20 protein-coding genes and 1 tRNA gene are annotated in these 21,619 nt (G+C 69.4%); 11 read left to right on the top strand and 10 right to left on the bottom strand.

All coding sequences use genetic code 11. The features are described from left to right. The first annotated feature begins 330 nt into the window (after nucleotides 1–330). The gene (gene pyk / locus AC0L5F_RS03290; protein ID WP_473315188.1) at nucleotides 331–1,785 is read left to right on the top strand and encodes a pyruvate kinase; all 1,455 of its coding nucleotides are present in this window, start codon (nucleotides 331–333) and stop codon (nucleotides 1,783–1,785) included. A 30-nt stretch (nucleotides 1,786–1,815) separates the two neighbouring features. After that, nucleotides 1,816–2,334: a hypothetical protein gene (locus AC0L5F_RS03285; protein WP_473315187.1), complete on the top strand. Its 519-nt coding sequence runs from the start codon at nucleotides 1,816–1,818 to the stop codon at nucleotides 2,332–2,334. An 85-nt stretch (nucleotides 2,335–2,419) separates the two neighbouring features. On the opposite strand, the gene AC0L5F_RS03280 is transcribed toward AC0L5F_RS03285, so the two are convergent. Further along, nucleotides 2,420–2,502: transfer RNA gene (locus tag AC0L5F_RS03280), tRNA-Leu, on the bottom strand. A 31-nt stretch (nucleotides 2,503–2,533) separates the two neighbouring features. Between AC0L5F_RS03280 and AC0L5F_RS03275 the strand changes: the two genes are divergently transcribed. The 3 genes from AC0L5F_RS03275 (at nucleotide 2,534) to AC0L5F_RS03265 (ending at nucleotide 5,774) form a co-directional block, all read left to right on the top strand. Then, nucleotides 2,534–3,163, top strand: a complete 630-nt coding sequence (locus AC0L5F_RS03275) for an ANTAR domain-containing response regulator (protein WP_473315186.1) — start codon at nucleotides 2,534–2,536, stop codon at nucleotides 3,161–3,163. A gap of 147 nt (nucleotides 3,164–3,310) precedes the next feature. Continuing rightward, a complete protein-coding gene (locus tag AC0L5F_RS03270; RefSeq protein WP_473315185.1) occupies nucleotides 3,311–4,591 on the top strand; it encodes an ABC transporter substrate-binding protein in 1,281 nt (426 codons plus the stop codon). A 271-nt stretch (nucleotides 4,592–4,862) separates the two neighbouring features. After that, nucleotides 4,863–5,774 carry a hypothetical protein gene (locus AC0L5F_RS03265; protein ID WP_473315184.1) on the top strand — a complete coding sequence of 304 codons (912 nt, stop codon included), beginning with the start codon at nucleotides 4,863–4,865 and terminating at the stop codon, nucleotides 5,772–5,774. Between the two features lie 76 nt (nucleotides 5,775–5,850). Here AC0L5F_RS03265 and AC0L5F_RS03260 read toward each other — a convergent pair whose 3' ends face one another. The 4 genes from AC0L5F_RS03260 to AC0L5F_RS03245 are packed head-to-tail and all read right to left on the bottom strand — an operon-like array spanning nucleotide 5,851 to nucleotide 9,285. Further along, nucleotides 5,851–6,630: an ABC transporter ATP-binding protein gene (locus AC0L5F_RS03260; RefSeq protein ID WP_473315183.1), complete on the bottom strand. Its 780-nt coding sequence runs from the start codon at nucleotides 6,628–6,630 to the stop codon at nucleotides 5,851–5,853. Continuing rightward, nucleotides 6,627–7,553 (bottom strand): ABC transporter ATP-binding protein, encoded by a 927-nt coding sequence (locus AC0L5F_RS03255; protein WP_473315182.1) that lies wholly within the window; start codon nucleotides 7,551–7,553, stop codon nucleotides 6,627–6,629. The genes AC0L5F_RS03260 and AC0L5F_RS03255 overlap by 4 nt, the downstream gene beginning before the upstream one ends. Then, entirely contained in the window at nucleotides 7,543–8,538 is a 996-nt protein-coding gene (locus AC0L5F_RS03250; protein WP_473315181.1) for a branched-chain amino acid ABC transporter permease, read from the bottom strand. Before AC0L5F_RS03250 ends, AC0L5F_RS03255 begins: the two co-directional genes overlap by 11 nt. Before the next feature lie 9 nt (nucleotides 8,539–8,547). Continuing rightward, nucleotides 8,548–9,285 (bottom strand): branched-chain amino acid ABC transporter permease, encoded by a 738-nt coding sequence (locus tag AC0L5F_RS03245; RefSeq protein WP_473315180.1) that lies wholly within the window; start codon nucleotides 9,283–9,285, stop codon nucleotides 8,548–8,550. Between AC0L5F_RS03245 and AC0L5F_RS03240 the strand changes: the two genes are divergently transcribed. The 3 genes from AC0L5F_RS03240 to polA all read left to right on the top strand — a co-directional run bounded on the left by AC0L5F_RS03240 (nucleotide 9,284) and on the right by polA (nucleotide 13,454). Beyond that, nucleotides 9,284–9,814: a hypothetical protein gene (locus AC0L5F_RS03240; protein WP_473315179.1), complete on the top strand. Its 531-nt coding sequence runs from the start codon at nucleotides 9,284–9,286 to the stop codon at nucleotides 9,812–9,814. The two genes, AC0L5F_RS03245 and AC0L5F_RS03240, sit on opposite strands and share 2 nt — an antisense overlap. Nucleotides 9,815–10,097: 283 nt before the next feature. Further along, a complete protein-coding gene (locus AC0L5F_RS03235) occupies nucleotides 10,098–10,712 on the top strand; it encodes a GNAT family N-acetyltransferase (RefSeq protein ID WP_473315178.1) in 615 nt (204 codons plus the stop codon). 66 nt (nucleotides 10,713–10,778) lie between these two features. Further along, nucleotides 10,779–13,454, top strand: coding sequence for a DNA polymerase I (gene polA / locus AC0L5F_RS03230; RefSeq protein WP_473315177.1), 2,676 nt, complete (start codon nucleotides 10,779–10,781; stop codon nucleotides 13,452–13,454). Here the strand turns inward: polA and AC0L5F_RS03225 are convergent. Continuing rightward, entirely contained in the window at nucleotides 13,395–14,648 is a 1,254-nt protein-coding gene (locus AC0L5F_RS03225) for an oligosaccharide flippase family protein (RefSeq protein ID WP_473315176.1), read from the bottom strand. The two genes, polA and AC0L5F_RS03225, sit on opposite strands and share 60 nt — an antisense overlap. Before the next feature lie 42 nt (nucleotides 14,649–14,690). On the opposite strand from AC0L5F_RS03225, the gene AC0L5F_RS03220 reads away from it, so the two are divergent. Further along, nucleotides 14,691–16,391, top strand: a complete 1,701-nt coding sequence (locus AC0L5F_RS03220) for an MmpA family trehalose lipid delivery protein (protein WP_473315175.1) — start codon at nucleotides 14,691–14,693, stop codon at nucleotides 16,389–16,391. Here the strand turns inward: AC0L5F_RS03220 and AC0L5F_RS03215 are convergent. Genes AC0L5F_RS03215 through AC0L5F_RS03205 form a run of 3 tightly spaced genes read right to left on the bottom strand, consistent with a single transcriptional unit; the run spans nucleotide 16,352 to nucleotide 19,336 of the window. After that, nucleotides 16,352–17,104, bottom strand: coding sequence for a decaprenylphospho-beta-D-erythro-pentofuranosid-2-ulose 2-reductase (locus tag AC0L5F_RS03215; RefSeq protein WP_473315174.1), 753 nt, complete (start codon nucleotides 17,102–17,104; stop codon nucleotides 16,352–16,354). The genes AC0L5F_RS03220 and AC0L5F_RS03215 overlap by 40 nt on opposite strands. A 7-nt stretch (nucleotides 17,105–17,111) precedes the next feature. Continuing rightward, nucleotides 17,112–18,461, bottom strand: coding sequence for an FAD-binding oxidoreductase (locus AC0L5F_RS03210; protein ID WP_473315173.1), 1,350 nt, complete (start codon nucleotides 18,459–18,461; stop codon nucleotides 17,112–17,114). Further along, complete coding sequence (locus AC0L5F_RS03205; RefSeq protein WP_473315172.1) at nucleotides 18,458–19,336, bottom strand: decaprenyl-phosphate phosphoribosyltransferase; 879 nt, start codon at nucleotides 19,334–19,336, stop codon at nucleotides 18,458–18,460. Before AC0L5F_RS03205 ends, AC0L5F_RS03210 begins: the two co-directional genes overlap by 4 nt. 107 nt (nucleotides 19,337–19,443) lie before the next feature. On the opposite strand from AC0L5F_RS03205, the gene AC0L5F_RS03200 reads away from it, so the two are divergent. Continuing rightward, nucleotides 19,444–19,581 (top strand): hypothetical protein, encoded by a 138-nt coding sequence (locus AC0L5F_RS03200; protein ID WP_473315171.1) that lies wholly within the window; start codon nucleotides 19,444–19,446, stop codon nucleotides 19,579–19,581. Between the two features lie 70 nt (nucleotides 19,582–19,651). On the opposite strand, the gene AC0L5F_RS03195 is transcribed toward AC0L5F_RS03200, so the two are convergent. Next, nucleotides 19,652–20,761: a glycosyltransferase family 4 protein gene (locus tag AC0L5F_RS03195; protein ID WP_473315170.1), complete on the bottom strand. Its 1,110-nt coding sequence runs from the start codon at nucleotides 20,759–20,761 to the stop codon at nucleotides 19,652–19,654. Between the two features lie 123 nt (nucleotides 20,762–20,884). Here AC0L5F_RS03195 and AC0L5F_RS03190 point away from each other — a divergent pair, with 123 nt between their 5' ends. Then, nucleotides 20,885–21,619 (top strand): class I SAM-dependent methyltransferase, encoded by a 735-nt coding sequence (locus AC0L5F_RS03190; protein ID WP_473315169.1) that lies wholly within the window; start codon nucleotides 20,885–20,887, stop codon nucleotides 21,617–21,619.

Here is a 21,619-nt window from a genome sequence, read left to right as displayed (position 1 = left end):
TCGCGTGAGTCTGTCGGCTTTGGGTCGCCTCGCTTCGCTCACAGTCGGCCGCGGGCGGCCTCCTTGGCGACCGGATGCTGCTCGCCAGGGAGCGGAGCGACCGTGAGGTCGCGAGGCACGAGCGGCTGAGGCGTGGTGAGGTGGTGGGCTCGCTCAAGCTCCTCGTCTCACCGACGCCTCGTCGTCGGGCGGCTTCGCCGCGGCGCACTCACGCTTCGCTGGTGTCACCGAACGCTCCGGCGCTGGCGCGCCGTCGGTTCGGTGAATAAGTTGTGCGAAACGACAATTATGACTCGCGGGTAACGAGCTCGCGGGACTACGGTGGAGCACGTGCGTAGAGCCAAAATCGTCTGCACCTTGGGACCGTCCACCAACACCTCCGAACGCATCCTGGAACTGGCCCTGGCCGGCATGGATGTGGCCCGGCTGAACATGAGCCACGGCGACCGATCCGACCACGTCAAGAACATGACGCACGTCCGGGCCGCGGCCGAGGCGACCGGCAAGGCCATCGCCACGTTGGCCGACCTGCAGGGGCCGAAGATCCGGCTCGGCCGGTTCGCCGACGGTCCGCACGAGCTGCACACCGGCGACGTCTTCACCATCACCATCGACGACATCGAGGGCGACGCCACCCGCTGCTCCACCACCTACAAGGGCCTGCCCGGTGACGTGAACCCCGGCGACGAGATCCTCATCGACGACGGTCGTGTGCGCCTGGTGGCGCAGTCGGTCACGGCCACCGACGTCACGTGCGTGTGCGAGGTGCCCGGCGCCGTCAGCAACAACAAGGGCATCAACCTGCCCGGCGTCAACGTGAGCGTCCCCGCCATGAGCGAGAAGGACATCGACGACCTGCGCTGGGCCTTGCAGGCCGAGGTCGACTTCGTCGCCCTGTCGTTCGTGCGCGACGCCAAGGACGCCGCCGACGTGCGCGCCATCATGGACGAGGAGGGCGTGCACCGCCCGATCATCGCCAAGATCGAGAAGCCGCAGGCCGTCGAGAACCTCGACGAGATCATGGACGCCTTCGACGGCGTCATGGTGGCTCGCGGCGACCTCGGCGTCGAGCTGCCGCTCGAGGACGTCCCGATCGTGCAGAAGCTGATCATCGAGAAGGCCCGCCGCAACGCCAAGCCGGTCATCGTGGCCACCCAGATGCTCGAGTCGATGATCTCCTCGCCGCGTCCCACGCGCGCCGAGGCGTCCGACGTCGCCAACGCGGTGCTCGATGGTGCCGACGCGGTGATGCTCTCGGGCGAGACCAGCGTGGGCCAGTTCCCGGTGCAGACCGTGCGCATCATGGCGCGCATCATCGAGTCCACCGAGGATCACGGCCTGCCCCGCATGGCGTCGTTCACCTGGGCGCCCAAGACCACCACCGGCATCATCTGCCGCGGCGCCAGCCAGGTCGCCGAGGCCATCGACGCCCGCATGACCGTCGCGTTCACCACCACCGGAGACTCTGCCCGGCGCATGGCGCGCTACCGCTCGCACATCCCGGTCATCGCCTTCACGCCCGATCCGCTCACCCGCAACCAGCTGGCACTCACCTGGGGCATGGAGACCTTCCTGGTCCCCGAGGTGAAGTACACCGACCAGATGGTCATGCAGGTCGACAAGGCGCTGCTGGAGATCGAGAAGTGCGCCGAGGGCGAGCGCGTCGTCATCGTGGCCGGTTCGCCTCCCGGCATCCCGGGATCGACCAATGCCCTGCGCATCCACAACATGGGCGACGCGATCAACAAGGTCGTCCCCGCCTACGAGGACGTCGAGGACCGCTAGCAGCGCTGAGTTAGCCGAGAGAGGCGCGGTGTGAGTGTGGCCGAGGTTCCTGAGATCCGTGTTCACGGAACGACGAGCTACTCGTATGTCTGGTTGGCGACTCGATGCCTGATGGTGGCAGTCTTCATCGTCCTGTTCATGGCGGAGTCGGTTGTAGCGGCTTTGCTCCTCTGGGCCTTCCCCGCGACCTGGGTTGGCGGGTGGTTCGTGCGCCTGAGATGGTGGTGTGGAAGAACCGACTACGTCTTCAGGGCCGACGTGATCGAGGCAGTATTTCGCGGCCGTGTCGTGAAGTCGGTCCTGGTCAGCGACATCGTCAAAGTTTTGCCGGGATGGTGGCAGTGGACTGACGCTGTCGTCTGGCAGGGAGTGTGGCCGCAGCCACCACGTCTGGTCTGCGTGCTCGAAGATGGTCGAAAGATCAAGTTCCCGCTCATCTCTCTGGAGCAGTACGGGGTTTCAGACGAGGTTCAACGGATTGCGGACCTGACGCAGCTGACGTTCGACGACGCGTTCGGCAAAGATCCGATCGTGCCGCGGGTCGGATAGGCGACCCACGTCAGGAGCTCCCGCAGCGAACGGAGCGACCAGGTGGCGTCTCCGGCCATCGAGTCCTCGGGTGCTTGATGAGCTGTGCCGAGTGCGGGACTCGAACCCGCACGCCCTTTCGGACAACGGTTTTTGAGACCGTCGCGTCTACCATTCCGCCAACTCGGCATGCGCAGAATGCGCCCGATAACCTTCTCACGTGACCCCCTCCGTCAACACCTCGGCTCCGGTCGACGCGCCGCGTGTCGTGATCGCCGAGGACGAGGCGCTGATCCGCCTCGACCTGGCCGAGATGCTCGCGGAGGAGGGGTACGACGTCGTCGGCGAGGCAGCCGATGGTGAGCAGGCGGTGGTGCTGGCCACCGAGCACCGTCCCGACCTGGTCGTCATGGACGTCAAGATGCCCAAGCTCGACGGCATCGCGGCCGCTTCACAGATCGCCCGCGCCAAGATCGCCCCGGTGGTCATCCTCACGGCCTTCAGCCAGCGCGAGCTGGTCGACCGGGCCCGCGACGCCGGCGCCATGGCCTACCTGGTCAAGCCCTTCACCCGCTCGGACCTCGTGCCGGCCATCGAGATGGCCCGCAGCCGGTTCGCCGAGATGGTGGCGCTGGAGTCGGAGGTCGACGAGCTGACCGAGCGCCTGGAGACCCGCAAGGCCGTCGACCGCGCCAAGGCCGTGCTCCAGCAGACCCGGGGGATGAGCGAGCCGGACGCGTTCGGCTGGATCCAGCGCACGGCCATGGATCTGCGTCTGTCGATGCTCCAGGTGGCCACCGCGGTGCTCGAGAACGGCTCGATCCTGGGCGAGGATCCGCCGCGATCCTGACGGGTGCGTCGGCGCGGTTACAATCCGGCTACGTTGCCGCTCAGTTCGGTCGGACCGCCACATCTGACCCCCCGAAAGACTAGCGTTCGCGGGGAAGGCACGCTCAGTGAGTGCGTCACGACATCCACAACATCCCCCGGAGGATTGATGAAGCGCAATTCCCACCTGCTCCGCCTCGGCGCGGTCGCCGCGGCCAGCGCACTCGTGCTGGCTGCGTGTGGCAGCGACGGCTCGGGCGACTCGGCCTCGGGCGACAAGCCCGCCAAGAAGGGTGACGGCACCCTGACGATCGGCACGCTGCTGCCCGAGACCGGCAGCCTCGCCTTCCTCGGCCCGCCCGAGTTCGCTGGTGTCGACCTGGCTGTCAAGGACATCAACGCCGCTGGCGGCGTGCTGGGTAAGGACGTCAAGACCGTCCGTGGCGACTCCGGTGACACCGACAACGGCATCGCCCCGGCCGAGGCCGACAAGCTGATCAAGGCCGGCTCGGACGTCATCGTCGGTGCCGCCTCGTCCGGTGTGTCGCTGACCGTCATCGACAAGATCATGTCGGCCGGCGTCGTCATGTACTCGCCCGCCAACACGTCGACCGCGTTCGACGAGGGCGACTACGCCAAGCCCGACCTGTACTTCCGCGACGCTCCGTCCGACGTCCTGCAGGGCGCCGTGCTGGCGAACCTGCTGGTCAAGGACAAGCGCCAGAACGTGGCCATCCTGGCCCGCCAGGACGCCTACGGCGAGGTGCTGGCCTCCGAGGTCGAGAAGAACCTCAAGGCTGCCGGCTCCACGGTCGCGACCAACGAGCTGTACGACGAGAAGAACGGCCCGAGCGACACGCAGATCTCGGCCGTCGCGAACGCCAAGCCCGACGCCGTCGTGCTGATCGCGTTCGACGAGACCACGTCGATCATCCCGAAGCTGGTCAAGGCCGGCGTCGGCCCGCAGGCCGTCGCGACGTACTTCGTCGACGGCAACACGGCCAGCTACGCCAAGGACGCCACCACGCCGCTGCCCCCGGGCACGCTGAAGGGCACCAAGGGCACCATCCCCGGCGCCGAGGCCAAGGGCGACTTCAAGGCGAACCTGCTGAAGGTCGACCCGAGCCTGAAGGTCTTCAGCTACGCGGCTGAGTCCTACGACGCCGTCGTCACGTCGGCACTGGCTGCCATCGCGGCCGGTGACGACTCGGGCGAGTCGATCGCCTCGAAGCTGCCCAGCGTCACCGAGGGCGGCGAGAAGTGCACGTCGTTCGCCGACTGCGCCAAGCTGCTCGAGGCCGATCCCAACGCCGACATCGACTACGACGGTGTCTCCGGACCCATCGAGCTCGGCAAGACGGGCAGCCCGACGGCCGCCTCGATCGGCATCTACCAGTACGACGAGGACAACAACTACAACGCCATCGAGTTCATCTCGGGCAGCATCTGATCGTCACCGATCTGAGCTGAACCTGTAGTTGGCAACACCCCAGAGAGGGCCTCGGTGCTTCGGCACCGGGGCCCTCCCGCGTCCCAGCCCCCGCCGACGAGTCACGGAGTTCCGCTGACGAGTCGCGGAGGTTCGCTGACGAGTCGCGGAGGTTCGCTGACGAGTCGCGGAGGTTCGCTGACGAGTCGCGGAGGTTCGCTGACGAGTCACGGAGAGCGCCGCCTGTGGACAACCGGGACCCCGAGATCGCCGTGTCGGGTGCACTGACTCGATGCATGACCTGATCAACGACGGGGAACCCTTTCACGTCCGCGACGTGGTGGGCCTCGGCCTCGACCCGATGACATTCAAGCGATCCGTCGCGGACGGTGACGTCGTGCGGGTGTTCGACCGGGTGTACCGCGACGCAGGAGCGCCAGACACTCGTGAGTCGCGAACGGCCGCAGCGAAGCTGGCGGTCCCTGCCCATGCCGTCGTCAGCGACGAGACCGCTGCGTGGATCTGGGGCGTCGATGCGTTCCGCCCCAGCGATCGGCACGTGTTCGTGCCGCGGTGGGTGGTGCCGCACGGGACGAGTCGGGCCCGGCTGACCGGCATCGACTGTCGTCAGGCGCTGCTCACGGACTCCGACGTCGTGGAGGTCGACGGCCTTGCCGTCACCCATCCCATCCGCACGGCCGCGGACCTGCTGCGCAAGCAGTACCGGCCCCACGCCCTCGCGTCCGCCGACGGGCTGGCACGTGTGGGCGCGATCCGTCCCATGGACGTCCGCGCGTACCTCGCCGACCTCAAGGGGTACCGCGGCATCCGCCAGGCCCGGGTGCTGGCGCGCTACATCGATGCCGGAGCCGCCAGTCCCGGTGAGTCCTGGACGCGGCTGCGGATGATCGACGCTGGATTTCCGCGCCCTGCCACCCAGATCGAGGTGCTGGACGCCGCCGGTCAGCAACGCTTCCTCGACCTGGGCTACGCGCGCCGCATGATCGGTGTCGAGTACGACGGCCGAGGGTTCCACACCGCCGCGCACGACCAGCTGCACGACGCGGACCGGCGTGCGCTTCTCGGCGCTGTCGGGTACTCGATCATCGTCGTTCGCTACGAAGACCTCTGGGGCAAGGAGAACCGTTTCGAGCGAGACCTCGGCGAGCTGCTCGGTGTCTCACCCATCGCTCGATGGTGGTGAGACTCGTCAGCGAACCTCCGTGACTCGTCAGCGAGCGTGGGTGACTCGTCAGCGAACCTGGGTGACTCGTCGGCGGTCAGTCGTCCTTCTTGCCCAAGGTGCCGAGGTAGAGCTCGATGACCTTGGGGTCGTTGGCGAGGGCGCGGCCGGTGCCGGAGTAGGCGTTGCGGCCCTGGTCCAGCACGTAGGCGCGGTCGCAGATCTGCAGGCACCGGGCGGCGTTCTGCTCGACCATGACGACCGAGACACCCGCCTTGTTGATGTTGCGGGTCTGCACGAACACCTCGTCCTGCAGGACGGGGGAGAGGCCGGCTGACGGCTCGTCGAGCAGCAGCACCGACGGGTCCATCATCAGCGCGCGCCCCATCGCCACCATCTGGCGCTCGCCGCCGGACAGCGAGCCGGCTCGCTGCTTGCGGCGCTCGCCGAGGCGGGGGAAGATCCCGGTGACGAAGTCGAACCGCTCCGAGAACTTCTTGGGCTCCTGGTAGCAGCCCATCTCGAGGTTCTCCTCGATGGTCAGGCTCGGGAACACGTTGTTGTTCTGCGGCACGAAGCCGATGCCCTGCGTGACGAGCTGGTCGGCGCGCTGGTTGGTGATGTCGGCGCCCTTGAGGGTGACCGTACCCTCGTGGATCTTGACCAGGCCGAACATCGCCTTGAGCAGCGTGGACTTGCCGGCGCCGTTGGGGCCGATGATGCCGACCAGCTCACCTTGCTGGCAGTACAGGTCGGCACCGTTGAGGATGTTGACGCCCGGCAGGTACCCGGCGATCAGGTCGTCGGCGCGCAGCACCGCACCGTCGGCGTTGGCCAGGTGCTTGTCACGCTCGGTGGAGTCGGGGGTGACCGTCATTTCGTCTCCTTCTGACCGTTGAGCTCGGCAGCAGCCTCGGCGTCGAGCTCCTCGGCGGTCATCTCGGTGAGGTCGGTGTCGTGGTGGGCGCCCAGGTAGGCGTCGATGACGGCCTGGTTGGCCATCACCGAGTCGGGGGTTCCCTCGGCGACGATCTGCCCCTGGGCCATGACGATGACCCAGTCGGAGATGTCGCGCACCATGTCCATGTCGTGCTCGACGAACAGCACCGAGCGGCCCTCGTCGCGCAGCGACTTGACGTGGCCGAGCAGCGACTGCTTGAGCGCGGGGTTCACGCCGGCCATCGGCTCGTCGAGCATGATCAGCTCGGGGTCGACCATCAGCGAGCGGGCCATCTCCAGCAGCTTGCGCTGACCGCCGGACAGCGAGCCGGCGAAGTCCTCGCGCTTCGCGTCGAGCTTGAACCGGGCGAGCAGGTCGTCGGCGCGGGCCGTGACCTCGTCCTCCTGACCCGACCACAGGTTCTTGAACGGCGCCGCCCAGAAGCGTTCACCCTTCTGACCGGTGGCGCCGAGGCGCATGTTCTCGATGACGCTCAGCTTGGACAGGACCTTGGTCAGCTGGAACGTGCGCACCATGCCCGCACGAGCCACCTTGTACGCCGGGACCTTGGCCAGCTGCTTGTCGTTGAACGTCCACTCGCCGGTGTCGGGCTCGTCGAACCCGGTCAGCAGGTTGAACAACGTCGTCTTGCCGGCACCGTTGGGACCGATCAGAGCGGTGATGACACCGCGCTGGATCTCGATGTGCTGGACGTCGACAGCGGTGAGACCGCCGAACGTGCGGGTGATGTGGTCGCCCTTGACGATCGGGTCGGGCTTGGGTGCGCCCGGTTCTGCCGGGACGTTCGCCAAGGCTGCGCGCGCCTCCTCGACACTGGACTTCTTGAGTTCAGCGGCCATCGATCGCGATCTCCCTTCGATCGCCGAAGATCCCCTGTGGTCGGAAGATCATCAGCAGCATGAGTCCGCCGCCGAGCACGATGAATCGCACCAGGCTGGACTGGGTGTTGGTCATGAGCCATTCGGGCAGGAACGGGTCGGAGCCAGAGGTGAGCTGGCCGAACAGCTGGCCGAGGCCGGAGACGAGGAACCAGAAGATCATCGAGCCGACGACGGGTCCGAGCACGCGTGCCGCGCCACCGACCAGCAGGGCCGCGTAGGCGAAGAACGTGAACGTGGTGTTGAAGTCCGTCGGCACCGCCGAGCCCTGCTTGAGCACGTGGAACATGCCGGCGATGCCACCGAACACGCCGCCGAGGATCAGCGACTGCATCTTGTAGGCGAACACGTTCTTGCCCAGCGACCGCACGGCGTCCTCGTCCTCGCGGATCGAGCGCAGCAGGCGCCCCCAGGGGCTGCGCATGAGCGCCCACACCAGGACGCAGCCCAGCGCCACGAGCACCCAGCCGACCGTCAGCGACCACAGGTCGTTGCGGCCCCACGATGCGATGCCGATGTCCAGCCCGCTGTTGTAGGGGTTGAGCGACTGGAAGGAACCGACGAAGCCGTTGAGGCCGTTGGATCCGCCGAAGGCGTCCTTGAACTCCACCGCGCCGAGGATGAGGCGCAGGATCTCAGCGGTCGCGATGGTGACGATCGCCAGGTAGTCCGCTCGTAGCCGCAGCGTCGGGACGCCGAGGATGAAGGCGAGGACGACCGAGACGAGCAGACCCATGAGGATCGCGATGGCGAACGGCAGGTCGAGCTTGACCATGCTGACCGCCAGCGCGAAGCCGGCAACGGCCATGAAGCCCGCCTGCCCGAAGTTCAGCAGGCCGGTGTAGCCGAAGTGGATGTTGAGGCCGATGGCGGCGAGCGCGAAGACGATGGCCTGGGGGCCGAGCGCCTGCGACACCGCGGCGTCGAGAACTGATCCGAAATCCATGACTGACCCCTATCCGACGCGTTCGGCTCGTCCCAGGATTCCCTGGGGTCTGACGAGAAGAATCAGGATGAGCAGGAACAATGGTCCGACGTCCTTAATCGAGGCGGGCACGAAGAAGACTGGGCCGACCTCGTCGACGAGGCCGATGATGATCGAGCCCACGATGGCTCCGTAGATGGTGCCGAGGCCGCCGAGCGTCACGGCGGCGAAGACCAGCAGCAACAGCTTGAATCCCATCTGGAAGTTGACCTGCTTGTCGATGGCCAGCAGCACGCCGGACAGACCCGTGAGCGCAGATCCCAGGATCCAGACGTTGGTGATGACGCCGTCGACGCGCATGCCGGACGAGGCCGACAGAGCGGGGTTGTCCGACACCGCGCGCATGGCCTTGCCGAGGCGGGTGTTGGCCAGGGCCACGACGGTCACGGTGATGGCGACGACCGCGATGATCATGATGGCCCACTCCTTGGGCGCGATCAGGACCGGACCGTAGGTGTCGGAGCGCTGCGCCACGTACTGCGACAGCGTCTTGGTCGAGCCGCCGAAGAAGTACTGGAACAGGCTGCGCATGAGCAGCGCCAGACCGATCGAGACGATCATCATGGCGATCAGACCGGTGCCGCGGTTGCGCAGCGGACCCCACAGGCCCTTGTCCTGCACGTAGCCGAACACGGCGCAGGCGATCACCGCGAGGATGCCGGACACGACCACCGGGAGTCCGAAGCCGCGGTTGAAGGCGTAGGTCATGATCGCGCCGAGCGTGATGCAGCTCGCCGTGGGCGAAGTTCGTCAGGCCGGTGGTGCCGAAGATCAGCGACAGGCCGAGTCCGGCCAGGGCGATGATCAGGCCGTACTTGAGGCCGTTGACCATCGCCTGCGACAGCGTCTTGTAGAACGGCGTGGCGTCGACCGCCTGCACGCCGATCTGGAACTGCACGTTGGTGGCGCCCGACAAGAACACCTTGACGGTGCGCTCCGTGGACGCGCTGCCGCTCAGCTCGACGCCTTCGGGGAGCGAGTCCTTGTCGAGGGTCACGGTGTAGTCGCCGTTGCCGGGGATGACGATGAAGGCGCGACCCTCGGGGCCGGTGACCCCGGTGCCGACCTCCTTGCCGTCAGCGTCCTTGACCCCCAGGGTCACGCCGGGAACCGCGGTGCCGTTGCCCTCGGCGTCCTTCTGCGCGCTGTTGATCAGCACCACCGAGATGTAGAACTCGGCGTCCGGCGGTTCAGCAGCGACAGGGGGGACCTCGGTGCCGGTGAGGGTCTCGGTTGAGGTGGGGGTGGGGGCCGGTGACGGGGTCTCGGCGGCGCTCGCGCCGATCGGGGCCATCAGGATGAATCCGGCCAGAATCGCTGAGAGCAGCGCTGCTGGTCGCAGGTGCACGTGGACTCCTGTCGCGTTAGGTCCATGGGTGAGTCGGCCAACGAACTAGCCGATCTCCGGGACCATACCCCCATCAGGGAGTCAGCGGTGTGACATTGACCGATCGTGGGTAACGGTTTGGTTTCGACGTTCCGGACGTGGCCTGCGGACCTCGTGTGTAGTCTCAGCGACCATGGGAACCCGTCCGCCGATCGTGCTGCGCGACGCTGATCGCGAGGACGCTGCTGCGCTGGTTCGGCTGTGGAGCGACTGCGCCGAGGCCGGTGCCGAGCACGGCTCCGAGGCGTTCACCCACCAGGCGCTGTGGCGTGAGCCGGACGTCCCGGAGGCGGCGACCGCGATCGAGATGAACCTCGCGCGCGCGGGCCGGCGGATCATCCTCGCCCTGGTCGAGGGCGAGGTCGTGGGAGCGACGGTGTGCGACCTCAGCACCCTGACGCCGATCTCCACGACACGGATCCTGGTGGTCACCGACATCCAGGTGTCGCCGCGTTTTCGCCGTCGCTCGGTCGCCGCGACCCTGCTGTCGGCGGTCGCGGCGTACGGCGACGAGCACGACTGCCAGCTCGTCGTGGCAGCCATCCCGGCGCAGGCACGCGAGCCGCACCGCTACCTGACCAAGCTGGGGTTCAACCAGATCGCGGTGCTGCGCGCCATCTCGCCGACCAAGCTGCAGTCGCGGCTCAGCAGCAAGGCCACCCACTCGCGCGGCACCGGCAAGATGATCGCGGTCCGTCGCACGTTGCGTCGTCGCCAGGCCCAGCCGCGGCCCGAGAAGGCTCGCTGACGCCAGCCGGGTCGTGGCGCGTCGGGCGGTGCGGCACCGTCGGTGGTGGGGGCTAGGGTCGACGACGTGGATCGCCTGCTGCTCATCGACGGTCACTCCGTGGCCTACCGAGCCTTCTTCGCCCTGCCCGTCGAGAACTTCGCCACCACCACCGGTCAGCACACCAACGCGGTGTTCGGGTTCACCTCGATGCTCATCAACGTGCTGCGCGACGAGGCGCCCACCCACGTGGCGGTGGCGTTCGACGTCTCGCGGCGCACCTTCCGCACCGAGGAGTATGCCGAGTACAAGGGCAACCGATCGAAGTCGCCGACGGAGTTCACCGGCCAGATCCCGCTGATCAAGGACGTGCTGGACGCGCTGGGCATCACCACGTTCGAGAAGGACGGCTTCGAGGCCGACGACATCATCGGCACCCTCACCACCCAGGCCGCGGCGGCCGGCATGGAGGTGCTGATCTGCACCGGCGACCGCGACGCGCTGCAGCTGGTCACCCCCACCACCACGGTGCTGTACCCGCGCAAGGGCGTCTCGGACCTCGCGCGCATGACGCCCGATGCCGTCATGGACAAGTACGGCGTCACGCCGGACCACTACCCGGACCTCGCCGCGCTGGTCGGCGAGACCAGCGACAACCTCCCGGGCGTGCCCGGGGTGGGTCCCAAGACGGCGGCCAAGTGGATCGCGCAGTACGGCACCCTCGAGGCCCTGGTCACCGACGTCGACAGCGTGCCGGGCAAGGCGGGGGAGTCACTGCGAGCCCACCTCGACGACGTGCTCCGCAACCGGCGCATCAACGCGCTGATCCGCGACCTCGACCTGCCCGCTGGTCCTGCCGACCTCGCCTTCACCACCGAGTGGAACCGCGACGCCATCCACCGGGTCTTCGACGCGCTCGAGTTCGCGGCCCTGCGTGAGCGGCTGTTCGACTACCTCGGTGGCGGTGACGAGTCCACCACCTCCGAGGCAGCCGTCGAGGTGGCGATCGAGCGGCCCGCGGCCGGTGCGCTGGCGGCCTGGCTCACCGAGCACGCGCCGGCCGGGGCATCGGGCACTGTCGGCGTCGAGGTCACCGGAGTGACCAAGCCGGTCAATGCGCGTGTCGACGGCGTGGCGATCGCCACGGCCGGAGGCAGCGGCGTGTGGATCGACGTCGAGCGCCTCGACCCCGCCGACGAGTCCGCCCTCGCGGCCTGGCTGGCCGACCCCGAGCGCGCCAAGGTGCTGCACGACGCCAAGGGGCAGGCACACGCGCTGGCCGCGCAGGGCTGGCACCTCGCCGGTGTCGTGGCCGACACGGCGTTGGCCACCTACCTGGTCAAGCCCGACCAGCGGGCCTACGACCTCGCCGACCTCTCGGTGCGGTATCTGCACCGTGAGCTGATGGCCGGCGCCGAGGACTCCGGCCAGCTCAGCTTCGACGACGACGAGGCCGGCGGTGACGACGTCGTGCACCGGGCCCGTGCCGCGCTGGACCTGTGGGCCGTGCTGGCCGTCGAGCTGGAGCAGCAGGAGTCGTTGTCGCTGCTGCGCGACGTCGAGCTGCCGTTGCTCGACGTGCTCACGGTCATGGAGACGCACGGCATCGCGATCGACACCGACCACCTCGACGCCCTGCACGCCGAGTTCACCGAGACCATGCTGGCCGCCGCCCAGGAGGCCTACGCCGTCATCGGCCGCGAGGTGAACCTCGGGTCGCCCAAGCAGCTGCAGGAGGTCTTGTTCGACCAGCTGGACATGCCCAAGACCAAGCGCACCAAGACCGGTTTCACCACCGACGCCGAGGCGCTGCAGGGCCTGTTCGCCAAGACCGAGCACCCATTCCTGGCGCACCTGCTGGCGCACCGCGACGTCACCCGGCTGCGCCAGACCGTCGAGGGACTGCAGAAGACGGTCGCGCCCGACGGCCGCATCCACACCACGTACTTCCAGACCATCGCGGCCACGGGCCGGCTCAGCTCGGCCGACCCCAATCTGCAGAACATCCCGATCCGCACCGAGTCGGGGCGCCGCATCCGTGAGGCCTTCGTCGTGGGCGAGGGCTACGAGACCCTGCTGACGGCCGACTACAGCCAGATCGAGATGCGGATCATGGTCGACCTGTCCGAGGACGCCGACCTCATCGAGGCGTTCCGCTCCGGCCACGACGTCCACACCGTCATGGCCGCCAAGGTGTTCGAGCGCGAGCCCGGCGACATCGATGGCGGGCTGCGGGCCCGCATCAAGGCGATGAACTACGGCCTCGCCTACGGGCTGAGCTCGTACGGTCTCAGCCAGCAGCTGGGCATCACCACCGGCGAGGCGCAGGGCCTGATGGACGACTACTTCGAGACCTTCGGGGGAGTGCAGGCCTACCTGCGCGGCGTCGTCGACGAGGCACGATCCACCGGGTTCACCGCCACCATCCTGGGCCGCCGCCGCTACCTGCCCGACCTCATCAGCGACAACCGCCAGCGCCGCGAGATGGCCGAACGGATGGCGTTGAACGCGCCCATCCAGGGCTCGGCCGCCGACATCATCAAGGTCGCCATGCTCGGCGTGCAGCGGGCGCTCACCGAGGCGAAGCTGTCGTCGCGTCTGTTGCTGCAGGTCCACGACGAGCTCGTGCTCGAGGTGGCTGCCGGCGAGCTGCAGCAGGTCGAGCAGATCGTGCGCGACGAGATGGCCGGGGCGGCCGATCTGTCAGTGCCCCTCGACGTCTCCGTCGGCACCGGCCGCACCTGGCACGAGGCCGCCCACTGATCGAGGGCGCTGCAGGCCCGGCAGGGTCAGCAGGGCGGTCGCCAGCAGCGTCGCCACGCCGGCCACGGTGAGGACCAGGCCGGTGATGTGCACGTCCAGCCCGTAGGCGAGACCCGCGACGAGGACCACGGCGGCCCACAGCAGGGGTGTGACGCCGTGGGCGTGCCGGGCCAGGGCGTCGAACACCAGCAGGTGGACGATCGCGAGCAGGGACCCGGCCAGCGCGAACAACCACAGGCGGCCCTCGATCTCGCCGTACCGGTTGCCGCCGACCACGATCAGCGCCACGTGCGACAGTGCCAGCGTGCCGCCCACGGCCAGCACGCCGAAGCCGCCGACCAGCGACACGGCGCGCAGCTTGGCCGCGGCGTTCGTGGCCCGAGCGAGGTCCGGGAACAGCACGACACTGACGAACTGGGGGAAGAACAGCGCCGCCTTGGCCAGGATCAGGCCGGACGCGTACAGGCCGCTGTCGCGCACGTCGAAGGAGTTGCGGGCGATCAGCGCGTCCATGTTGCTGAGCACGAAGTACGCGAGCAGGGCGTGCGTCGAGAGCCTGGCCTCGCGCAGCAGGGGGCGCCGCAGCGCGCGGCTGGCGTCGCTGGGCGCGCGTTCGAGCATCCGCCACCCGGCGACCACCGGCAGCCACGAGCCGATCGCGATGCCGATCATCGCGGACGTGACGGTGGGGTCGATCAGCACCGCTGCGGCGCCGCCGATCATCCGGCCGACCCCGTTGCCGGCGTAGATGGCCGTGAGGGTGCGCCACTGCTCGGTTCCCTGCGCGACCCCCGACTGCGCACCCATGATCGTGAGCGGGGCCAGGGTGGCGCCGCACAGGATGACGGGCCAGGCGGAGTCCAGCTTCAGGGCGGGTGTCAGCACGATGGAGGTGAGGGCCACGAAGGAGCCGACGCCGATCGAGACGATCGTGGCGACGTGCAGCACCGCGTCCACCAGCTCCGCGCGGCGCGCGGGCTCGACGGAGATCCGCCGGGCGATCGCCGCCTGCAGCCCCAGGGCCGCCACGTTGCCGACCAGGATCACGCTGAACATGGCGGTCAGGGCGCCGAACTCCGCCGGGACCAGCACGCGGGCCGCGATGATGTTGAAGACGTAGATGAACACGTTCATCCCGACCATCCCGGCGGCGACGAGCGTGCCACCTGACACGGTGGTGCGGGCAGACTTCACATCGGAACACTAGCCCGGGCACTCACGAGAAAGCTGGATGGCATGTCAGTGGACGAATCCGCCACGTCACGACGCGACGGTGTCGTGGTGTGGCTGTGGGCCGTGGTCCTGGCGCTCGCCGTCTGCGCACCGTGGCTGCGATCCGGCTACCTGCTGACCTACGACATGGTCTGGGTGCCTCACCTGGACGTGTCACGGCTGGAGGTCTGGGGCCTGGGGTCGGCCCTGCCCCGTGCCGTGCCGTCCGACGCCGTCGTCGCGCTGGTCGGTTCTGTCGTCCCCGCGGCGGTCGTGCAGCGGCTGGTGCTGGGCGGAGTCTTCGTGCTGGGAGCCGTCGGCGGTGCCCGCCTGGTGCCGACACTGCCCCTGCCGGCGCGCCTGGCCGCGGCCACCTTCGTCGTGTGGAACCCCTACGTCGCCGAGCGCCTGGCCCTGGGCCAGTGGCCGCTGCTCGTCGGGCTGGCAGCGGTGCCGTGGTTGGTGGCCGCGCTCCTCGACGACCGGCGGCGCCGACCGGGCCAGGTCGTGGTGAGCCTGGCCGGGCTCGCCATGACCCCGGTCGGGGGCCTCATCGGCGTGGTCGTGTGCCTGGTGCTCGGCCGCTCGTTCGGCCGCTACCGACTGCTCGGGCTCTCCGCGGCACTCAACGCGCCCTGGATCGTCGCCGGCCTGCTGCACCGGGGTTCCGCCACGTCGGACCCGGCGGGGGTCGCCGCCTTCGCCGTCGGGTCCGACGGCCCCCTCGGACGGCTGTGGTCGGCCCTGTCCCTGGGCGGGATCTGGAACGGCGACGTGGTTCCCGACACGCGCGCGCTGTGGACCACCCCGGTGCTGGTCGCACTGGGATGGGCCGTGATGGCGCTGGGCGTCACGAGGTGGTGGCGTGCCGACCGCTCCGTGCTGGAGCGCCTGGCGCTGCTGGGCGCGCTGGGTCTGGCGGTCGCGAGCATCGGTTGGCTCCTGCCGGGCCTGCTGCAGGTCCTGGTGGACAGCGTCCCCGGAGGCGGGCTGCTGCGTGACGGCACCCGCTTCCTGGTCCTGCTGATCCCGTTCTGCGCCGTCGCGCTCGCCCGCGGGGCCGACGCGCTCGTCCAGCACGTCCCGGCTCGAGCGACCGCCCGGCTCGTCGCGGCCCTGGTCGTCGCCGTGCCGATCGCCTCGCTGCCCGACCTGGCGGCCGGTGTCGGTGGGCAGGTCGCGACGGCTCGATATCCGGCGGCCTGGAACCAGATGCGCGCGTCGATCGACGCCTCGAGCGTGCGGGGCGACCTGCTGGTGCTGCCGTTCAGCTCCTACCGTGCGCCGTCGTGGAACGGCGATCGGCCGGTCCTCGACCCGGCAGGGCGCTACTTCAACCGCACGACGGTCGTCAACGACGACCTGCTCGTGTCGGGCGTGCTCATCCGGGGCGAGGATCCACGGGCGGCGGCGATGTTCGGGGTCCTCGGGTCCGGCGCGATCGACCCGGCCGCGTTGCGGGCCCGCGGGATCGGGCTGGTGCTGGTCGACACGTCAGCGCCGGACGCCGCCGGTGCCCTGGCGTCGACGTCGAGGTTGCAACCGCTCGCGAGTCACGGTGAGCTGCTGCTGTTCTCAGCCGGAGACGCCCGGCCGGACAGCCCGTCGACCGCCGCACGTGCCCTCATGGTGATCGCCTGGTCGACGGCCGGCGCGACGCTGGTCGGGGCAGCAGGTCTCGTGATCTACAGCGGAAGGCGACGAAAGACCGGTCGCGGCAGGTGACGCAGACCGGACATGACACCCCGCAGGGCGCTGGGCACCCACACCTGCTCCCGCCCGGCCCGCACGGCGTCGACCGCCGCTGCTGCCACGGCTTCGGGGGTGGTGGCGAGGGGGGCCGGCTCGAGGCCCTCGGTCATGCGCGAGTGCACGAAGCCGGGGCGCACCACCAGCACCCGCCCGCCGTGCTCGCGCAGTGCCTCCCCGAGGCCGGTGTAGAAGGCGTCGAACCCGGCCTTGGTCGATCCGTACACGAAGTTGGACCGCCGGGGTCGCTCGCCGGCGACGCTCGACAGGGCCACCACGACGCCGTGACCCTGGCGACGGATGCGGTTGGCGAGCGCCACCCCTGTCGTGACGGCCGAGAGGTAGTTGACCGTGGCCAGCTCGGTGGCCGCCTCGACCGACGTCCACGCCTGCTCCGGATCACCGAGCACCCCGAAGGCGACGACGGCGACGTCGACGTCGCGCGCAGGCGCGTCGACCACGTCCTGGTGGGATGCGGTGTCGGTGGCCTCGAAGTCGATCGCCTCCACGGTGCAGCCGGCTGACTCCAGCCGGGCGACGGCGGCGTCGCGTCGTCCTCCCGGTCGCGCTGCGAGGGTCACGTGCAGTCCGGGACCCGATCCGGCGTAGCGCTCGGCGATGGCCAGAGCGATGTCGGAGGTGCCGCCGAGCAGCATCAGGTGCTGCGGGTGGCCGAGTGCGTTGATCATGGGGTCCTCACAGGTCGAGTCGACGAGACAGGTCGGAGCGGAAGACGCCTCGGGGGTCCACCCGGCGGCGAACGGCGTCGAACTCCTCGAGCCGGGGATACATGCGATGCAGCACGGGAGCGCTCGCTCGGGAGTCCTTGGCCAGGTAGATGCGTCCGCCGGCCTCGAGCACGAGCGCGTCGAGGTGGTCCAGCAGCAGGTCGAGACCGGGACGGACCGGCAGGTCCACCGCCAGGGTCCAGCCGGGCAGGGGGAACGACATCGGCGACCGGTTGCCGGCACCGAACCGCTTGAGCACGGTGAGGGACGAGACGTGCCGGGAGGCAGCGATGAGGTCGACCACGCGGGTCAGCACGGACTCGGCGCCGAACGGGATGACGCACTGGTACTGACAGAACCCCTTCGGCCCGTACACGCGGTTCCAGTCGTCGACGATGTCGAGCGGGTGGAAGAACTGGGTCAGGTTCTGCACCTCGTCGCGCCGATGCTCGGGAGCCTTGGCGTACCAGAGCCGGTTGAACGCGCGGGCGGTCAGACCGTTGACCAGGCTGATCGGCGGGGTGAGCGGGAACCGTCCGAGTCGAGGGGCTGCGAGCTCGAGGGCCGTGGCCCGCTGGCTGTCGGACAGGTCCGCCAGTCGTGCGGCATCGCCCTGCGTCACGACCCCGCGAGCGGTCGAGCTGCCCGTGGTGCCGGTGTCGAACCAGGCGACGGAGTAGCGGTGCAGGTCGTCGCCCACCGACAGCAGGTCGACCATCGAGTCCAGGTCGGGGGTGCGATCGGTGTCGACCACGAAGTAGGAGGTCTCGACCCGGTGCAGCGCCAGCGTGGCCCGGAGCACGACGCCGACCAGGCCCATGCCGCCGACGACCGCCCAGAACAGCTCGTGCTCGGGTCCGTCCGGGGTGGCCGTGACCACGTCGCCGGAGGCCAGCAGCACCTCCATCGACACGACGTGCTGGCCGAAGCTGCCGTCGACGTGGTGGTTCTTGCCGTGCACGTCCGCCGCGATGGCGCCGCCGACCGTCACCTGGCGGGTCCCCGGCAGCACCGGCACCCACAGTCCGTGCGGAACCACGTGGCGCAGCACGGTGTCGAGGCTGACGCCGGCCTCGACCGTGATGGCGGGCCCGTCGGTGTCGAGCGCGAGGATCCGATCGAGTCGGGTGAGGTCGAGCACGGTGCCGCCGGCGTTCTGGGCCGCATCCCCGTAGCTGCGCCCGAGCCCGCGGGCGATCACTCCGCGGTCGCCGGCGTCGCGCAGCACGGCGCGGAACTGCTCGATCTGGGTCGGGCCCTCGACATGGGCCGACGTCGGGGCGGTGCCGCCCCAGCCGCGCAGCCGGGTGCGGTTCACGAGGAGTACACCCCGATCGCGAACACGACGACCCAGATGCCTGCGAGGGCCAGGAGGACCGGGTCGCGCAGCACGGCCTCCTCGGGCTCACCGGCGACACCCCGGTCGATGTCCACGGCGTAGCGCAGCAGGCCGAGCACGAACGGGGCGATGGAGATCGCCTGCCAGTTCACGCCGTCGCCGGTCGAGATCTCGAAGGCCCAGAGGCTGTAGGCGGTGACGGCCACGGCCGCGGCCAGGCTCCAGACGAACCGCAGGTAGGACTCGGAGTACTCGAGCAGGGTGGTGCGGGTGCCTGCGGCGCTGCCGACGGACCGCAGCTCGGAGTACCGCTTGCCGGCGACCATGAACAGGGAGCCGAACGAGGCGACGAGCAGGAACCACTGCGACAGCGGCACGTCGGTGGCCACGCCGCCGGCGATCGCGCGCAGCAGGAAGCCGGCGGCGACGATGGCCAGATCGATGACCGGCTGCTCCTTGAGCCACCTGGCGTACGCGACCTGGAGCACCAGGTAGACAGCGAGCGTGGCGCCCAGCTCGGTGTCGGTGAGAAATCCGAGCACCAGGGAGCACGCGGCCGCGGCGACAGCCGCCACGAGGGCGGTGCGGACGCCCAGCTCGCCGGCGGCGACGGGACGGTGCATCTTGCGGGGGTGCAGCCGGTCGGCCTCGACGTCGATGACGTCGTTGAGCAGGTACACGGCGGCCGATGCGAGCGTGAACGACACGAAGGCGAGCGCGACGACGCCTGCCACCGACCCTTGCGCCAGGACGCCCGCAGCGAGGGGCGCGGCGAGGACCAGCAGGTTCTTGGTCCACTGCCGGGGCCGGGCGGCGCGCACCAGGGCCGAGGCCGTGCCGAGGGTGGTGGTCATGGAGGCCCACCCTAAGCCGTGGACGGGCCACGGTCCCGGCCGCGTCTTCACCCTGATTTGACCCCGGGATGCTGCTACGATTCGCAGGTCTTGAGGGAGGACACCACGTGAACAAAGCACTGAGCGAATTCTTGGCGCTTCTGGCCGCATTCTTTCTGGCTGCCGGGACGGCCTACGGCGTCGTACAGGCCCAGCAGGGAGCCGGCGAGAAGCCCGTCACCACGCAGGTGAGCTACGGGAACTGACGGCCGACGACGCACCGAGCATGCACGAGGGACGAACCGCCTGGTTCGTCCCTCGTCGTGTGTCCGGATCTCAGTCGACCGCGGTGTCGTCGATCGCGGTGTCGATGACCGCGGCGAAGGCCTGCTGCGACGCCGACCAGCTGTAGAGGCCGGACTTGGTGCGTGCGCCGGTGCCCAGCAGGGTGCGCCACTCCGGGTCCTCGAGCAGCCGGCCGATCTCGGCGGTGAGCTCGTGCGGGTGGTCGACGAGCACACCTGAGTCCTTGTGGTCGATCGACTCGGTCGTGCCGCCCGCCGACGCGTACGCGACGGTCGGGACCTCGTGGTGGCCGGCCTCGCCGACCACCAGCCCCCACCCCTCCTTCAGCGACGGCAGCGCCATGACCCAGGCGCGGGCGAGCAGCCGGTGCTTCTCGTCGGCGTCGACGAAGCCGTGGAAGTGCACTCGATCGCGCACTCCAGCGGCCTCGGCGTGCTGCTCCAGGGCGTCGCGCCACCAGCCGTCCCCGACCACGTCGAGGACCAGGTCGGGATGCCGGTCGGAGAGCTCGGCCACCGCGTCGATGGCGTGCTCGACCTGCTTGTGGGGGACCAGCCGCCCGAGGACGATCAGCCGCGGCGTGACCGACCGGGCCTCGGGCACCGACGGCGTCGGCTCGGTGCCGTTGTGCACCACGGTGACCCGCGCCGGCTCGATGCCGAGGTCGGCCAGCTCGAAGCGTGTGGCCCGCGACACCGCCACGTACCGGCTGTGGCGGTACATGCGTGGAGCGAGCCGGTGCTCGACCCACCACCCCACGCGGCCGACGACACCGGGGTAGACGACCGGCCACTGCTCGCGGTGCACGTGGTGCACCAGCACGACGACGGGTCGGCGGGTGGCCCACCGGGTGAAGAACGGAAGCCCGTTCTGCACGTCGACCACCACGTCGACGCGCCCGTAGCGACGGGTGAGCAGTCGTAGATAGGTGTGCAGGTACACGCTGAGCTTGCGGCCGCGACGGACGAACCGCACGCCGTCGACGACCTCGTCGTCGGGCGCGTCGTCGTGGCTGGCGCAGGCGATCGTGACCTGATGACCGCGGTCGACCAGACCCCGTGCGACGGTCTCGACGTACTGCTCGGACCCCCCGCCCTCGGGGTTGCGCGTGTCGCGCCAGTTGCAGAACAAGATGTGCATGACATGTGCCGGTGAACCGGCGGCCTCCCTCGCCCGCGCCCTCCCAGGCGCGCGTCGCATCCCTCAATGCGACGGGGTGATCGTAGCAGTGACAAGGACCACACCTCAGGTATCGTTCACCGGGTGCCCGAGCCGTCCTCGCGCCCCACGCTGCGGCGTTCGTGGCGCCTGTTCCGCGCCTTCGGCGTGGAGCAGAGCGACCCGGACCACTTCTACGGCACGTTGGCTCGTGACTCGGCCGATCAGGTGGGTGGCTACACCGATCTCGACGGCGCCTGGTTGCTCGACGTCGGTGGGGGACCGGGCTACTTCGCACAGGCCTTCCGGGCCGCGGGAGCCCGCTACACGCCGCTCGACGCCGACCTCGGAGAGCTGTCCGGTCGGGGCGACCCGGAACCGGGCACCGTGCTCGGCAGCGGCATGCAGCTGCCGTTCGCGGACGGCAGCTTCGACGTCACGTACTCGTCGAACGTGCTCGAGCACGTGCCGGAACCGTGGACGATGGCCGACGACATGGTGCGGGTGACCAGGCCCGGGGGACTGGTGTTCATCTCCTACACGCTGTGGTGGGGTCCGTGGGGCGGGCACGAGACCGCGCCGTGGCACCTGCTCGGCGGTCGTCGGGCGGCCGACCGCTACGCCCGTCGACATGGCCACCGACCCAAGAACGACTTCGGCACCTCGCTGTTCGCGGTCACCGCCGCCGCCGGTCTGCGGTGGGCGCGATCGTGCCCGGACGTCGAGGTCGTGTCGTGCCTGCCCCGGTACCTGCCGCGCTGGTCGTGGTGGGTCCTGCGCGTCCCCGTCCTGCGCGAGCTGGTGACGTGGAACCTGGCCCTCGTGGTGCGGCGACGATGA

Source organism: Aeromicrobium sp. 10G20-16 (assembly GCF_055809665.1).
This window is presented reverse-complemented; position numbering and strand designations above follow the sequence as displayed.